16 protein-coding genes are annotated in these 14,465 nt (G+C 66.9%); 12 read left to right on the forward strand and 4 right to left on the reverse strand.

The window, feature by feature from the left end:
* The first annotated feature begins 146 nt into the window (after positions 1-146).
* The 10 genes from secG to NA10_RS06280 all read left to right on the forward strand — a co-directional run bounded on the left by secG (position 147) and on the right by NA10_RS06280 (position 7,807).
* Entirely contained in the window at positions 147-380 is a 234-nt protein-coding gene (gene secG / locus NA10_RS06230) for a preprotein translocase subunit SecG (protein WP_067564549.1), read from the forward strand.
* Between the two features lie 79 nt (positions 381-459).
* Positions 460-1,146: a DUF1361 domain-containing protein gene (locus NA10_RS06235; protein ID WP_067564873.1), complete on the forward strand. Its 687-nt coding sequence runs from the start codon at positions 460-462 to the stop codon at positions 1,144-1,146.
* A gap of 121 nt (positions 1,147-1,267) precedes the next feature.
* Positions 1,268-1,993 (forward strand): response regulator, encoded by a 726-nt coding sequence (locus tag NA10_RS06240; RefSeq protein WP_067564875.1) that lies wholly within the window; start codon positions 1,268-1,270, stop codon positions 1,991-1,993.
* The gene (locus NA10_RS06245) at positions 1,993-2,781 is read left to right on the forward strand and encodes a sensor histidine kinase (protein WP_067564551.1); all 789 of its coding nucleotides are present in this window, start codon (positions 1,993-1,995) and stop codon (positions 2,779-2,781) included. Before NA10_RS06240 ends, NA10_RS06245 begins: the two co-directional genes overlap by 1 nt.
* Before the next feature lie 73 nt (positions 2,782-2,854).
* Positions 2,855-3,439 carry a diaminobutyrate acetyltransferase gene (gene ectA / locus NA10_RS06250; RefSeq protein WP_084514364.1) on the forward strand — a complete coding sequence of 195 codons (585 nt, stop codon included), beginning with the start codon at positions 2,855-2,857 and terminating at the stop codon, positions 3,437-3,439.
* Complete coding sequence (gene ectB, locus NA10_RS06255) at positions 3,439-4,713, forward strand: diaminobutyrate--2-oxoglutarate transaminase (protein WP_067564552.1); 1,275 nt, start codon at positions 3,439-3,441, stop codon at positions 4,711-4,713. The genes ectA and ectB overlap by 1 nt, the downstream gene beginning before the upstream one ends.
* On the forward strand, positions 4,710-5,105 hold the full coding sequence (locus tag NA10_RS06260; protein WP_067564554.1) for an ectoine synthase: 396 nt from the start codon (positions 4,710-4,712) through the stop codon (positions 5,103-5,105). The genes ectB and NA10_RS06260 overlap by 4 nt, the downstream gene beginning before the upstream one ends.
* 300 nt (positions 5,106-5,405) lie before the next feature.
* On the forward strand, positions 5,406-5,852 hold the full coding sequence (locus tag NA10_RS06270) for a MarR family winged helix-turn-helix transcriptional regulator (RefSeq protein ID WP_067564878.1): 447 nt from the start codon (positions 5,406-5,408) through the stop codon (positions 5,850-5,852).
* A 97-nt stretch (positions 5,853-5,949) separates the two neighbouring features.
* Positions 5,950-6,396, forward strand: a complete 447-nt coding sequence (locus NA10_RS06275) for a hypothetical protein (protein ID WP_067564557.1) — start codon at positions 5,950-5,952, stop codon at positions 6,394-6,396.
* Between the two features lie 175 nt (positions 6,397-6,571).
* Complete coding sequence (locus NA10_RS06280; RefSeq protein WP_373862343.1) at positions 6,572-7,807, forward strand: amidohydrolase; 1,236 nt, start codon at positions 6,572-6,574, stop codon at positions 7,805-7,807.
* Positions 7,808-7,826: 19 nt separating this feature from the next.
* Here the strand turns inward: NA10_RS06280 and NA10_RS06285 are convergent, their stop codons facing one another.
* The gene (locus NA10_RS06285) at positions 7,827-8,672 is read right to left on the reverse strand and encodes a helix-turn-helix transcriptional regulator (RefSeq protein WP_067564882.1); all 846 of its coding nucleotides are present in this window, start codon (positions 8,670-8,672) and stop codon (positions 7,827-7,829) included.
* 139 nt (positions 8,673-8,811) lie between these two features.
* Between NA10_RS06285 and NA10_RS06290 the strand changes: the two genes are divergently transcribed.
* Complete coding sequence (locus NA10_RS06290; RefSeq protein WP_067564884.1) at positions 8,812-9,591, forward strand: NAD(P)H-dependent oxidoreductase; 780 nt, start codon at positions 8,812-8,814, stop codon at positions 9,589-9,591.
* A gap of 82 nt (positions 9,592-9,673) precedes the next feature.
* Here NA10_RS06290 and fadD8 read toward each other — a convergent pair whose 3' ends face one another.
* The 3 genes from fadD8 to NA10_RS06305 are packed head-to-tail and all read right to left on the reverse strand — an operon-like array spanning position 9,674 to position 13,389.
* Positions 9,674-11,281 carry a fatty-acid--CoA ligase FadD8 gene (gene fadD8 / locus NA10_RS06295; RefSeq protein ID WP_067564559.1) on the reverse strand — a complete coding sequence of 536 codons (1,608 nt, stop codon included), beginning with the start codon at positions 11,279-11,281 and terminating at the stop codon, positions 9,674-9,676.
* A gap of 21 nt (positions 11,282-11,302) precedes the next feature.
* Positions 11,303-12,496 carry a thiolase C-terminal domain-containing protein gene (locus NA10_RS06300; RefSeq protein ID WP_067564561.1) on the reverse strand — a complete coding sequence of 398 codons (1,194 nt, stop codon included), beginning with the start codon at positions 12,494-12,496 and terminating at the stop codon, positions 11,303-11,305.
* A 44-nt stretch (positions 12,497-12,540) separates the two neighbouring features.
* Entirely contained in the window at positions 12,541-13,389 is an 849-nt protein-coding gene (locus tag NA10_RS06305) for an SDR family NAD(P)-dependent oxidoreductase (protein ID WP_067564562.1), read from the reverse strand.
* 96 nt (positions 13,390-13,485) lie between these two features.
* Here NA10_RS06305 and NA10_RS06310 point away from each other — a divergent pair, with 96 nt between their 5' ends.
* Positions 13,486-14,427 carry an alpha/beta fold hydrolase gene (locus NA10_RS06310; RefSeq protein ID WP_067564564.1) on the forward strand — a complete coding sequence of 314 codons (942 nt, stop codon included), beginning with the start codon at positions 13,486-13,488 and terminating at the stop codon, positions 14,425-14,427.
* Positions 14,428-14,465: the final 38 nt, after the last annotated feature.

A 14,465-nucleotide genomic window follows, 5' to 3' on the forward strand; every position in this document is an offset into this window, starting at 1 on the left:
GAGCCGGGTCCGCCGCCACCTCTCACCCACGCACGACGCCCCGGTCGAGCGGCGCCGCACCCAGTCCCGGTGATCTTGCCGGGAAGCTGCCGCACCGACCAGGGTGTATGCGATCGTGCCGCTGACGACCGCATACAATACCGACCATGCGCATGTTCCTCGACATCCTTCTGATCATCACCAGCGTGCTGCTGGTGCTGCTGGTGCTGTTGCACCGCGCCAAGGGCGGAGGTCTGTCGAGCCTGTTCGGTGGTGGTGTGCAGTCCAGTCTGTCGGGTTCCACGGTCGTCGAGAAGAATCTCGACCGCATCACCATCTTCCTCGGCGTGATCTGGTTGATCTCGATCCTGGGTATCGGCCTCGAGATCAAGTTCTCCTAGCTGAGACAAAGACAATCGCCCGGGTCTCGCTTTCAGCGACGCCCGGGCGAATTGTGCTGTCCGCGTGCATTATGAATGCATGGACTTGGTAAATGCGGTTACGCCGAGCCTCTCGGGGGTATTGCACCGCGATCTGTTCTGGATGACGTGGAACACCGTCTTGGCATGGATACCGGTTGCGCTGGCGCTGCTGGTGTTTCGCTCCGACCCGCAGATGGGCAAGCGTTTGCCGGTCTCGCCGGTGTGGTGGGCGGGGGTGGTGCTGATGATGTTGTTCCTGCCCAACGCGCCGTACGTGGTGACCGATCTGGTGCATCTGCGCGATGACATCAAGGCGATCGGCAACGGGCCCGTGGTGAGCACGGTGCTGCCGGTGTACGGCGTCTTCATCATTTCCGGATTCGTCGCCTACTACCTGGTTCTCGCCGAGCTACGCGGATTCCTGGAGCGGTCCGGATTCGGGGCGTGGCGCACGCCGATCGTGCTGGCCATCCATTTCCTCTGTGCCATAGGCGTTTTCCTGGGCCGCTGGGTCCGGCTCAACAGCTGGGAACCCGTGGTGCAGCCCAAGGGCACCCTCGAGCGCATGGTGCTGGCACTGACGTGGGAGTGGGCGCCGATCCTGATCGCGGCGGTCTTCGTGGCCACCGCCCTGGGCCATTTCGTGACGCGCGCGGTGGTCGAGGCGAGCCTCGCCAGCGCGCGCCGGGGAGCGAGATTGCTGCGGAGTCTGCGGTGGAGCCCGCCGCGGGCCGATCAGGTGTGATCGTCGTCTCGTCTGTTTGAGCGGGCCGCGGCCGGGTACCCGGGGTGTTCGTGTGTGCCCGCACGGGCGCACGATCGGGAGAGCGCGGCCCGCCGCGTTCGTGTGCAGGTGAGGGATGGGTATGGGTGCGAGCCTGATGATCGTGGAGGACGACGACCGGGTTCGCGGCGCTCTGCGGCTCGCCATGGAGGACGAGGGGTACGACGTCGCCGAGGCCGAGGAGGCCGAAACGGCCCTGGAGCATCTGCGCGATCACGGAGTGCCCGATGTGATGATCGTCGATCTCATGCTCGGCGAGATGGACGGATTCACCTGCATCCGTGAGGTCCGCCGCGACCATGATGTCCCGATCATCGTGGTGAGTGCCCGCGACGACACCCACGATGTGGTCGCCGCGCTCGAAGCCGGTGCGGACGATTACGTCACCAAACCGTTCGAGATCAAGGAGATCACCGCACGCATGCGGGCGCTGCGCCGGCGTGCGCGCCTGGCCGGCGCCCAGGACGAGCCGCAGTCCGAATCGCCGGAGGAGGTGGTGCTGGACGCGGATCCGCAGGCGCCGCTGCTGCTTTCCCCCGACGGCGGCACCGTCCGCCGCGGCGATGAGGAGTTGCACCTGACCATTACCGAATTCCGGGTGCTGTGCGAACTGGCCGCGAGTCCGGGGCGGGTGTTGAGTCGCACCGCACTGCTGGAACGCATTTGGGATCGCGGGTTCTTCGGTGACGAGCGGATTGTCGATGTCCACGTGCGCCGACTGCGCACCAAGATCGAGCAGGACCCGTCGGATCCACGGATTGTGGTCACGGTGCGCGGACTCGGCTACCGACTCGACGCGCAGCGTTGATGCCGACCGTGGTGGTCGCGATCATCGCGGCCATATGCGGTGTGGCGGTAGGGGTTTATTTCACCCGGCGGCGGCTCTCCACCACCGTGGAGGAGTTCAACACCATGGTGGATTCGCTGCGACGCCGGGTGGAGCGCGAACGCCGCCTGGTCGGCGATGTGAGCCATGAACTCCGCACCCCGCTGACCACGCTCATCACGAGTGTCGGTGTGCTGAACCGGCATTCGAGTGAATTACCCGAAAGATCGCGCCGCGCACTCGAATTCGTGAGCGCCGAGCTCGAACATCTGCGGCACATCCTGGACGATATGCTCGAACTGGCCCGGGTGGAGGCCGGTGTGCACCGTGGCGACACCGAATTACTCTCGGCCGCAGAGCTTCTCACCCATATGCTGGCCGAGCGGTCATACCCGCCCGATCTGCTCGAGGTGCGCGGTGAGGTGATGATCACCGGTCGCAAGCTCGAACTCGAGCGCGCCATCGGCAATCTGCTCGACAATGCGAACCGGCACGGCTGCGGAGTGGTGGCGGTATCGGCTGTTCGCGCCGGTCCGGAGGTGGTGATCACCGTCGACGACGCCGGTTCCGGAGTGCCTGCGGCGGAACGGGAACGGATCTTCGAACGCTTCGCCACGGTCCGCAATGCCCGGCGCGCCGCCAGCGGCACCGGTATCGGCCTGGCCCTGGTCGCGGAAACCGTTGCGGCGCACCGTGGCCGAGTGGAGTGCGGCGAACGCCCCGGCGGCGGTGCGCGATTCGCCATCAGGTTGCCCAGCCCCGCTCCCTGACACGGGATCGTCACACGATCGTAATGTGGCGAAAAGAAGACCTCAAAGTTTGTTCGCCAACCTGGAAAGGGTCATGCAGACCCAATTCACGAAATTCGACGCACTAGTTCGACAAATCACTCCGGAGCCACCACCGGTACTGTCACCGGTGCGCTGGAATCGCGGCGGGAATGCGGCGGTGCTGCGCACTCCGGACTTGGCAGACGGAGCGCGGTTGTGGCAGATCGCCGCGAATTCGGGAGTCCTCGACACCAATTCGAGTTATGCCTATCTGCTGTGGTGCCGGGATTTCGCGGCCACCTCGGCGGTCGCCGAAATCGACGGCGCGATCGGCGGATTCGTCATCGGCTATCTGCGCCCGCAACAGCCGGACGCCTTCTTCGTCTGGCAGGTCGCGGTGGAGCCCGAACATCGCGGTAAGGGCCTGGGTGTGGCCATGCTCGACTACCTGTTCGACGGTCTCGCCGAACAGGGCATCTCCGCACTCGAGACCACTGTTTCGCCGGACAACGCGGCCTCCATCGCGATGTTCGGCGCACTCGCCCGGCGGCACGGCGCCGGGCTCACCCGCCGCCGGCTCTTCGATCCCGGCCATTTTCCCGACGGCCATGAGCCCGAGCATCTGTTCCGTATAGCCCTCGACCAGGAGGTTGGATGATGACTACCCTCGACATGACCATCTTCGAAGAACTCGAATCGAATGTGCGCGGTTATTGCCGGGCCTGGCCGACGGTATTCGACAGCGCCTCCGGAGCCTGGCTGCGTGATGAGGAGGGCCGCGATTATCTGGACTTCTTCGCCGGTGCGGGCGCACTGAATTACGGCCACAACAATCCGGTGCTCAAGCAGGCGCTGGTGGATTACATTATGGCCGACGGCATTACGCACGGCCTGGATATGTCGACCGTCGCCAAACGTCGACTGCTGGAGACGATTCAGCGCACCATCCTGGCTCCGCGCGACCTGGACTACAAGGTGCAGTTCCCCGGGCCCACCGGTGCGAACGCGGTCGAGGCGGCGCTGAAACTGGCCCGTAAGGTGACCGGGCGGACCACAATCCTGAACTTCACCAACGCATTCCACGGTATGACCCTGGGTGCGCTGGCCGTCACCGGCAATGCCGCCAAACGGGCCGGGGCCGGTGTGCCGCTGCTGCATGCCACGCCCATGCCCTATGACGGCTACCTGCCCGACGCCGATGAGGACCCCTTCCTCTGGATGGAGACCATCCTCGATGACGCCTCCTCCGGTGTGGACAAGCCCGCCGCGGTCATCGTGGAGACCGTGCAGGGTGAGGGCGGTGTCAATATCGCGCGTCCCGAGTGGCTGCGCAGCCTGGCCCACCTGTGTGCCGCGCGTGAGATTCTGCTGATCGTCGACGATGTGCAGATGGGTTGCGGGCGCACCGGGCCGTTCTTCTCCTTCGAGGCCGCCGACATCACCCCCGATATCGTGACGCTGTCGAAATCCATTGGCGGCTACGGTCTTCCGATGGCGCTGGTGCTCATGAAGCCCGAACTCGACCAGTGGGCGCCGGGTGAGCACAACGGCACCTTCCGGGGGAACAATCCGGCCTTCGTGACCGCGCAGGTGGCGCTCGACCACTACTGGTCCGACACCCTGCTGGCCGCCTCGACCATGGCCAAAGGTGAACTGGTGCACCGTAATCTGATCGAGCTGAGTTCGGCCTACCCGGGCCTGTCGACCCGCGGTCGCGGTCTGGTGCACGGTCTGGTCTTCGAAGAGCCCTCGCAGGCGGGCAAGGTGTGCCAGGTGGCCTTCGAGCACGGTCTGCTCACCGAGACCTCCGGCGCCTGCGACGAAGTGGTGAAACTGCTGCCGCCGCTGACGATCACCGATTCCGAGCTCGAACACGGCCTGGGCATCCTGGCCGAATCGGTGGCCACCGTCTGCGACGGAGTGCTGAAATGATCGTGCGCACCACCTCGGAGATCACCGGAACCGACCGCGACGTGGCCGAGGCGGGCTGGCGCAGCAAGCGCATCATCCTGGGCGGTGACGGCGTGGGTTTCTCCTTCCACGAGACCACCATCGAGGCCGATACCGAGCACGAATTCCACTACCGCAATCACGTCGAGGCGGTCTGGCTGGTCGAGGGCACGGGCACACTCGAGGATCTCGACAACGCCGTCACCTATGAGCTCGGCCCCGGCTCGATGTATCTGCTGAACGGCCATGAGCGGCATCGCCTGCGCACCCGCACCCGTATGCGCATGCTGTGCGTGTTCAATCCGCCGGTCACCGGTCAGGAAGTGCATGACGAGCACGGGGTCTACCCGCTCGTCGCCGTACCCGCCGATTAGCCGAAGATGGGAGTTCCCAAGGAATGTCGTCGCCGACCCACACTCTGATCGGTCGCTGTCCCACCCGCACCTCGGGACCCGCCCCGCATCTCGAGCGGGTCGATCCGTGTGGGGCGAGATCGGCTTCCCGGCGTCGGCGGATTTCGAGAACGACGGTTATGCGGTCCTGGACGGGCTGCTCGATCGCGAGGAGGTGGCCGATGTGGAGCCCCGCGGTCCACCTCCGATCGGCGGGGTGTGTCGGCGTTTCGGCGGCGGTCGCCGGGCGAAAGGACGCCGGCGGTGCGGGAAGATGGGGCGGTGACCACCGAGAGCGATCACCCCGAACCGCCGCCCGCGAGCGCGTCGATCATCGTGCTGACCCTGGCGCATCGTATCGAGGCCGAACTCGCCGCGGCCCTGATGCCGCTGCGGCTCACCGTCTCCCGGCTGGCGCTGCTCGGGCATATCGCGAGGGTGCCCGGTGCGTCGTTCAGTGATCTGGCGCGGATGGGGGCGATCAGCGTGCAGAGTGTGCACACCGCGGTGAAGGCGATGGTGGCCGCGGGGTTGGTGCGGGATCGCACGGCGCGGGCGGGTTCGGCCTCGATCATCGAGTTGACCGCCGAAGGGAAGCGGCTGTTGCACGCGGCGCAGGAGGTCGTCGCCGAGGTGGACGAGCGGCTGTTCGGTCCGGCCGCCGATCCGTTCCAGCGCCAGGTGGGCACCGCCGTACTCGCCGCCTTCGCCCGTCGAAACGGTTCCTGATCCTCGATTTCCGCGGTGGCGGTGACCTTTTCACAACCTTCAACCAAGCTGAAGCCCGGCGCTATGCTTCAGCCGGACTGAAGGTTGGAGGATTGTCATGCAGAAGATTCTGCTGTCGATACACGTGCTGGTCGCCATTGTCTTCGTGGGCGGATCCGCCGTCGCCGCAAGCCTGTTCCCGCGCTACGCGCCGCTGGCGGTCGACGCGGCGACGCCCGCGCCGGAGCAAAATATCGCCGTGGCCAAGGCATTCCACCGCATTACCGGCACCTACGCCGCCCTGGCCCTGTCCGTCCCGATCGTGGGCATCGCGCTGGCGGCGGTCCAGGGCCGGATGGGCGAGGTCTGGATCACCCTCTCCATGGGCCTCACCTTCGCGGCGGGCGCGCTGCTGGCGGCCTTCATCCATCCGCTGCAACGCCAAGCGCTCGAGCACCCCGACGCGGGACAGCGCCTGCGCACCCTGTCCATGACCTCGGGCATCTACAACCTGCTCTGGGCGGCTGTCGTGGTCCTCATGATCTCCCGCCCCGGCGCGCACTGACGGCACGAATTCCCCTGTGCGCTGTGAGGTATGGGCGTATCGGGCCACGGGAGAAGCGGCAGAACAGTATGTTTGTACGGTCGCCCTGTGGCTGCCTCTGATCGGTGCCGGAGCTTCAACGCGTGTTGTCCTCTTCTACCGGGAGGGATTTGTTGTGATTGGTGCTGTGTCGTGGATCAACACTCGTGTTGCCCGCATCAATGCGGATCTTGTTGCGCTGTACCGGGATCTGCACGCGCATCCCGAGCTTTCCTTCGCCGAGCATCGGACCGCGGGGATCGCCGCTCGGCGCGCCCGGGCGCTCGGCTTCGAGGTGACCGAGGGCGTCGGTGGGACGGGTGTGGTCGCGCGCCTGGTGAACGGTCCCGGCCCGACGGTGCTGTTGCGCGCCGATATGGACGGGCTGCCGGTGCGTGAGCAGACCGGGCTCGCGTACGCCTCGACCGCCTTCGATCCGGAGTGCGGTGAGCCGGTGATGCATGCCTGCGGGCACGATATGCACACCGTCTGCCTGCTCGGCGCGCTGGATGCGCTGGTGCAGGCCCGCGCGCGGTGGTCGGGCACGGTGGTGGCGGTCTTCCAGCCCGCCGAGGAGGTCGGGCGCGGTGCGCAGGCCATGGTCGACGACGGTCTGTTCGAGCGCTTCGGTAAGCCGGAAATCGTACTGGCGCAGCATGTTCTGCCGATCGCGGTGGGAACGGTGGCGACCCATCCGGGTCCCTTCCTCGCCGCGAACGACAGCCTGCGGATCACCCTGCACGGTCGCGGCGGTCACGGCTCGCGCCCCGAGACGACCGTCGACCCGATCGTGATGGCCGCCGCGGCCGTCCTGCGTTTGCAGACCATCGTCTCGCGTGAGGTCGCCGCCACGGATCGGGCGGTCGTGACGATCGGCAGTCTGCACGCGGGCGCCAAGGAGAACATCATCGCCGATGAGGCCGTGCTCGGGGTCAGCGTGCGCACCTACTCCACCGAGGTGCGCGATCGGGTGGTCGAGGCGGTGCGGCGCATCGTGTGCGCGGAAGCCGCGGCTTCGGGCGCGGATCGCGCGCCGACCATCGAGTTGCTGATGCGCCTACCGGTAACCGTCAATGATCCGGTGGCACTGGACAAGACGCGCGGCGCGCTATCGAATGCCCTCGGGGCCGAACGGGTCCTGAACATCGCCGCCTTCCCTGCGAGCGAGGACGTCGGCATCCTCGCCGAGGCCGCCGGCGCGCCACTGTCCTTCTGGTTCTTCGGCGGAGCCGATCCCGCGAAAGTCGCCGCGGCGCAAGAGAACGGCACCGTAGAACGCGATATCCCCATGAATCACTCGCCGTACTTCGCACCCCTGGCCGAACCGGCCATCGACTGCGGCGTAACCGCACTGACCGCGGCGGCTTTCGCCTGGCTGGACTCGAATCCCTGAGCGCGCAACGGTTTCGGGTTCAGTCGCGCACCCGGGCATTCTCATCCGTCCGAACCTCGCCGACCGCGTCCAGGCCGGCGAGCAGGCGCAGGCCGTCCGCGGCGGCGCTGTCGGGCGCGGCGGACAGCACGATCAGTTCCATCCCCGATTCGTTCGGGAGTGCGAAGTTCTCCTGATGCAGTTCCAGCAGGCCGACCAGTGGATGCCGGTACGCCTTGCGGCCGTGGGTTCGGGCGCGCACATCCGCGCGCGCCCACAGTCGGCGGAAACGCTCACTGCCCATGGACAATTCGCCGATGAGTGAGGCCAGGCGCGGATCGTCGGGGTACTTGCCCGCGGCCAGTCGCAGATGTCCGACCACATCGCGGGTGCACTGTTCCCAGTCCGCGTAGAGCCCGCGCTCGGCCTCCTCGAGGAAGATGTGCCGGGCGGTGTTCAGCCCGGGCAGCGGACGATCGTAGAGGAGTCCGGCCAGGCGATTCCCGGCGACCACGTCCAGGCGGTGGTCCATGATCAGGGCAGGCGCGTCGGCGACCAGATCGAGGACCCGCAGCAGTTCCGGGCGCACCCGCCCGCTCGGTGCCTTGGCGCGGCGACGGCGTTGCCGCGCCAGCCGGTCGAGGTGTTCACGTTCGATCTCATCGAGTCCCAGGACCCGCGCCAGAGCATCGAGCACCTGCTCCGAAGGCTGCGTCGCCCGCCCCTGCTCCAAGCGCACGTAATAATCCACGCTGACCCCCGACAGATGCGCGACCTCCTCACGCCGCAATCCCTCGACGCGGCGATACCGGTCCGCGGGAATGCCGACGGTCGCCGGATCGACCCGGGACCGCCGGGTACGCAAAAAACCCGCAAGATCATCCATGCCCTCCAGTATGGCGTCGCCGCCGCCGGTGAAGGTGGTCCTGCCGTTACCAGGAAGCTCCGTCCGATGGAAGCGCCGCCCCTGAACGAACGGCGGCGTGCGGCCCACGATCGAAGGCATCCGATCCGAAGGAGTTTCCATGAAGACGCTCATCGTCCACGCGCACCCCGAGCCGAATTCGCTCAATGGCTCGCTCAAGGACCTGGCCGTGTCCACTCTCGAATCCCTGGGGCACGAGGTCCGGGTGAGCGATCTCTACGCGATGAACTGGAAGGCGGTGGTGGATGCGGACGATTACGGTCCGGCCGCCTCGAACCCGCTGCGGGTCGCCCGCGATTCCGGCCGCGCGTTCGACGCGGGCACCCTCACCGAGGATGTCCGCGCCGAACAGCGCAAGCTGCTGTGGGCCGACACGATCATCTTCCAATTCCCGCTGTGGTGGTATTCGATGCCCGCCATTCTCAAAGGCTGGGTGGACCGGGTGTTCACCTACAACTTCGCCTACGGCGTCGGCGAGCACAGCGACACCCGCTACGGCGAACGCTTCGGCGAGGGCACCCTCGCGGGCCGAAAAGCCTTGCTGTCGGTCACCATCGGCGGCCCCGAGTCGCACTATTCCGCCCGCGGTATCAACGGCCCCATCGACGATCTGCTCTTCCCCATCCAGCACGGCATCCTCTACTACCCGGGCATCGAGGTCCTGCCGCCCTTCGTCCTGCACGGCACCGACCGCCTGACCGAGCAGGACTATCCGGACGTGGCCAAGGCATGGAAGGAGCGCCTGCTGACCCTGGACTCCACCGACCCCATCCCATTCCGCCCACAGAACTTCGGTGACTACGAAATCCCGTCCCTGCACCTCAAGCACGGGCTGGAACCATTGGGCCGCAAGGGTTTCGAACTGCATGTACGCCACTGATCACACATTCGGCGGCCCGCGTTTCGAGTCGGGAACGCCCCGCCGGCCGAAAGGTCGACGGGGCGTTGGATATTCGATGCGATCAGGCCAGGCCGAGGCGTTCGGCGGCGAGGACGCGGATTGCCTTCTTATCGGGTTTGCCGAGGCCGGTGAGGGGGAGTTCGTCGACCAGCAGGACGTGCTTGGGGGACTGGACCGAACCCTTGCGCTGCTTCACCGCGGCTTGGATTTCGGCGGTGACGACCTCGACGGCGGCGGGGTCGGCGGCGGTTTCGGGGTCCAGGACCAGGACGGCGGTGACCGCTTCGCCGTAGTAGGCGTCGGGGACGCCGACGACCGCCACATTCAGGACCTTGGGATGTTCGGAGACGACGTCTTCGACCTCGCGGGGGAAGACGTTGAAGCCGCCGGTGACGACCATGTCCTTGCTGCGGCCGACGATGAACAGGAAGCCGTCGTCGTCCTGGCGGGCCAGGTCACCGGTGTGCAGCCAACCGTCGACGAAGGTTTCGGCGGTGACCTCGGGAAGATTGAGGTAGCCGCCCGCGAGAAGTGGTCCGGAGACGCAGATTTCGCCGACCTCGCCGGGGGCGACGCGGTTGCCCTCCTTGTCCAGCAACGCGACTCGGATGGCCGTGGAGGGGCGGCCGCACGAGGTCAGTCGCTCCTTGTCGTGCTCCTGCTTGCCCAGGTAGCTGATCGCCATGGGCGCTTCGGACTGACCGAAGTACTGCGCGAAGATCGGCCCGAATCGATCGATGGCCTCCTGCAGGCGATTCGGATCGATCGCGGCCGCACCGTAGTAGACCGTCTCGAGCGAGGACAGGTCGCGGGTCTTGGAGTCGGGGTGATCCAGCAGCGCGTAGAGCATGGACGGCACCAGCATGGTGGCGCTGATCTTGTGCTCCTCGATGGCGCGCAGCACCTCACCGGGCTCGAAGCGCGGCACCACCACGCACTGGCCGCCGAGCAGCACGACCGGCAGGAAGAACGCCGCGCCCGCATGCGAAAGCGGCGTGCAGATAAGGAATTTCGGCCGCGTCGGCCATTCCCATTCCGACAGCTGGATCTGCGTCATGGTGGTCATGGCCTGCGCGGTGCCGATGACACCCTTGGGCTTACCGGTGGTGCCACCGGTGTAGGCGATGGAGATGACGTCCTCGGGCAGCAACTCCACGGCCTCGACCGGCCGCGGGGAGTACTTGTCCGCCGCCGCGAGCAGATCCACGCCCACATCGGCGAGCTCCTCGGGCACCGGCCCGAGGGTCAGCACCCGGTTCAGGCCCTCCACGCGATCCACCAGCTCGCGGGCGCGCTGCACGAACGCGGGCACCGGATCCAGGATCAGTGTCGTAATCCCGGCGTCCGCAAGCACATACGCGTGATCGTCGAGCCCGCCGATCGGATGCAGCGCGGTGCGCCGCGAGCCCACGATCTGCCCGGCGCCGATGGTGAAGAGCACCTCGGGCCGGTTCAGCGCGAGCACGCCCACGGGCGTCCCGGTGGTGACACCGTGCTCCTCGAAGGCCGCGATATAGCGGCTGATGGCGTCGAGTACCTCACCGCCGGTGAGGATTTGGTCACCGAGGGTCAGCACCGGCCGGTTCTTGTGCCGCCGCAGCCCCGCAACGAGGGCGTGGCCGTTGTGCACCGGCAGGCGCAGCAGGGTGTCGGAATCGATTGCAGTCATTGATATCTCACTCCGTCCAGATCACAGCGTATTGGCGGCATACAGGGTGACGACCACCGCGCCGCCCAGGCCCAGGTTGTGCGCCAGCGCGATGCGCGCGTCCGGCACCTGCCGGTCGCCCGCGAGTCCGCGCAGATGCCAGGACAATTCGGTGGCCTGCGCCAGCCCGGTCGCGCCGAGCGGATGCCCCTTGGAGATGAGCCCGCCGGACGGGTTCACCACCCAGGTGCCGCCGTAGGTGGTCGCCCCGGATTCGATGAGCGCACCGGATTCCCCCTCACCGCACAGGCCCAGCGCCTCGTAGGTGATGAGCTCGTTGACGGTGAAGCAGTCGTGCAGCTCGATCACATCGACATCATTCGCGCCGATTCCGGCGGTGGCGAACACCTTCGACGCGGCCGCGCGGGTCATGGGCGCGCCCACCACATCGATCATGGAACCGGTCGAGAACGAGGTGCCGTCATCGGTGGCGAGTTCCTGCGCCAGGATCTCGACGGCCTGCGCCTGAAGCCCGTGCGCCCGCACGTACTCCTCGCTGACCACCACGGCCGCGGCCGCGCCGTCGGACATGGGCGAGCACTGCGAGCGCGTCAGCGGTCCGTGCACCGGCTTATCGGTGAGCACCTGGTCCAGGGTGTACGCATCCTGGAACTGCGCCAAGGGATTCCGCGTCGAATGCTCATGATTCTTCACGGCCACGGCGGCGAGCTGTTCGGGGGTGGTCCCGTACTGCTTCATATGCTCGATGGCGGCGTTGCCGAAGAACTGCGTGGTGATCGGCGCCTGGCTGAACTCGTACTGCCCGCGCATGACACCCAGGTGATGATCCACCGTGGTGGCCTTGGGCCGGGTGGCCGGACCCGCCATGGCCTCCTTGGTCATCTGCTCGAAGCCGACCGCCAGGGCCACATCGACGATTCCCGCGCCGACCCATTCGCGGGCCAGCATGAGCGCGGTGGAGCCGGTGGCGCAGTTGTTGTTCACATTGACCACCGGAATCCCGGTCAGGCCCACGTCGTACAGCGCCCGCTGCCCTGCGGCGGAGGGCTGGAACACATATCCCACGGCGGCGCGCTGCACCTGGTCGTAGCCGACACCGGCATCGCCGAGCGCCCCGCGCACGGCCTCACCGACCATCTCCGGGTAGGTCCACTCGCGGGACCCGATCTTGACGAACGGGGTCATATTGACACCGACGACGAAAACGCGACGCATAACTTGCTGTACTCCTCTTGTCCGGGAACGTTTGTCGGTGGTGACTAATCCGCGCGGGGTACGCGGCCGTCGATATCGGTGAAGCCGTAGTCCTCGGCCAGATCGGCGACCTTCCAGGCTTTTCCGCTGCGCGCCTTGCGATTCGGATCGGCCGCGAGGGCGGCGACGGCGCGCCCCGGGAAGCGCGGGGATTCGGCCTCGCCGAGATCGAAGGTGCCCTCACCGGGCAGGGTGACCAGCCGCCGGCCATCGGCATCGGCCGGAACCATTTGCAGCAGTTCGGTATCCACGATGCCGGGCCACAGTGAGACCGCCGTCGCGCCGGTATCGGCCAGATCGTGCGCCAGATCGGCGGTGAGCCGGTCCAGCGCGGTCTTGCCGACGCCGTAGACGGCATTGTGCATGTACCGCACCGCGCCCGGCGAGGACACGTTCACGATCAGCCCGCTCGATTCGATCAGCAGCGGTGCGGCCAGAACGCTTGCCACATAGTGCGATCGGACGCCGATATCGAAGGTCTCGTCCCATGCCTTGGCGGGCACTTCCCAGAATTTGCGGCCGAGCCAGCGCGCCGCGGCGGGGGAGTTGTAGACATTGTTGACCAGCACGTCCAGGCGGCCCTGTTCGTCACGCACCTGTGCGAACAGTTTTTCCACGGCCGCATCGTCCCGGTGGTCGCAGACAACCGGCACCCCGACGCCGCCGAGCGCGTCGATCTCGGCGGCGGTGCCCGCCACGGTGCCGGGCAACTGCCCGGGGGTGGTGGTGCGCCCGGTGACGTAGACGGTCGCACCGGCCGCGCCCAGCTCCAGGGCAATGCCCTTGCCGATGCCACGGCTGGCTCCGGTCACCACGGCGACCGTTCCGGCGAGAATCTTGGGTATTTCGCTCACGACCTCTGGACACTACCTTGAAATAAGAACGTGTTCTAGAAATTGGAGGCGGTAGTGGAGCTGACGCATCGGACGATCGATACCGGAGAGATCCGAATGCACGTCGCAGAGCAGGGACAGGGGTATCCGGTCGTCTTCTGCCACGGGTTCCCGCACACCTGGTTCATGTGGCATCACCAGCTGGAAGCGGTGGCCGCCGCCGGGTACCGCGCCCTGGCACCCGACCTGCGCGGGTACGGCCGGACCGATGCCCCGGCCGGGCTGGAGTCGTACACCAACGAGGCCGTCATCGGGGATCTGCTGGCCCTGCTCGACGATATCGGCGCGGATAAGGCCGTCTTCGTGGGCCTGGACTTCGGTGCGCAACTGGTGTGGGAGCTGTCGCTGCGCGCGCCCGAACGGGTCGAGGCGGTGGCCGTCCTGAACAATCCGTTCAGCCCGCGCCCGCCGCGCGCCCCCTCGGCGTTCTGGACCAAGGCCGCCGAACGGCACTTCCTGCACCTGTCGTACTTCCAGACCCCGGGTGTCGCCGACGCCGAACTGGCGGCGGATCCGCGCGGCTTCCTGGCCCGGGTGTACTTCTCGCTCAGCGGTGAGTACCACTACCTGGACACCTGGAAGAACCCGCCCGGCCTCGGCTACCTCGAGGTACTCCCCGAGGCTCCGCCGCTGCCGTGGCCGTGGCTCTCGCAGGAGGAATTCGATACGCTCGTCGCCGATTTCGAGCGCACCGGCTTCACCGGCGGTTTGAACTGGTACCGCAATCTCGACCGCAACTGGGAGCTCACCGAGGCGTACGCCGGTGCCAAGGTGAGCGTTCCGGCCTTCTTCCTCTACGGCGAGAAGGATCCGGATATGGAGGGCTTCAGCGGTCGCGACCCCTTGGCGACCATGCGCGCGGGGGTGCCCGATCTCCGCGCGGTGGTCGAGGTTCCCAAGGCCGGGCACCTGGTTCAGCTCGAGCGCCCGGACGCGGTGAACGCCTTTCTGGTGGACACGCTCTCGTCGCTGGGCGTGCCCTCGGTCGTCAGCTCGTAGTGGTGGCAGTGGCCCGCCTGCTCGGCGGGCCACTGGTC

It is taken from the genome of Nocardia acidivorans NBRC 108247 (assembly GCF_001625085.1).
GTDB lineage: Bacteria > Actinomycetota > Actinomycetes > Mycobacteriales > Mycobacteriaceae > Nocardia > Nocardia acidivorans.

Excerpts from the sequence above, each read along its gene's own strand:
- secG (WP_067564549.1), top strand. The coding sequence starts at position 147 with ATGCGCATGTTCCTCGACATCCTTCTGATCATCACCAGCGTGCTGCTG.
- NA10_RS06235 (WP_067564873.1), top strand. The coding sequence starts at position 460 with ATGGACTTGGTAAATGCGGTTACGCCGAGCCTCTCGGGGGTATTGCAC.
- NA10_RS06240 (WP_067564875.1), top strand. The coding sequence starts at position 1,268 with ATGGGTGCGAGCCTGATGATCGTGGAGGACGACGACCGGGTTCGCGGC.
- NA10_RS06245 (WP_067564551.1), top strand. The coding sequence starts at position 1,993 with ATGCCGACCGTGGTGGTCGCGATCATCGCGGCCATATGCGGTGTGGCG.
- ectA (WP_084514364.1), top strand. The coding sequence starts at position 2,855 with ATGCAGACCCAATTCACGAAATTCGACGCACTAGTTCGACAAATCACT.
- ectB (WP_067564552.1), top strand. The coding sequence starts at position 3,439 with ATGACTACCCTCGACATGACCATCTTCGAAGAACTCGAATCGAATGTG.
- NA10_RS06260 (WP_067564554.1), top strand. The coding sequence starts at position 4,710 with ATGATCGTGCGCACCACCTCGGAGATCACCGGAACCGACCGCGACGTG.
- NA10_RS06275 (WP_067564557.1), top strand. The coding sequence starts at position 5,950 with ATGCAGAAGATTCTGCTGTCGATACACGTGCTGGTCGCCATTGTCTTC.
- NA10_RS06285 (WP_067564882.1), bottom strand. The coding sequence starts at position 8,672 with ATGGATGATCTTGCGGGTTTTTTGCGTACCCGGCGGTCCCGGGTCGAT.
- NA10_RS06290 (WP_067564884.1), top strand. The coding sequence starts at position 8,812 with ATGAAGACGCTCATCGTCCACGCGCACCCCGAGCCGAATTCGCTCAAT.
- fadD8 (WP_067564559.1), bottom strand. The coding sequence starts at position 11,281 with ATGACTGCAATCGATTCCGACACCCTGCTGCGCCTGCCGGTGCACAAC.
- NA10_RS06300 (WP_067564561.1), bottom strand. The coding sequence starts at position 12,496 with ATGCGTCGCGTTTTCGTCGTCGGTGTCAATATGACCCCGTTCGTCAAG.
- NA10_RS06310 (WP_067564564.1), top strand. The coding sequence starts at position 13,486 with ATGCACGTCGCAGAGCAGGGACAGGGGTATCCGGTCGTCTTCTGCCAC.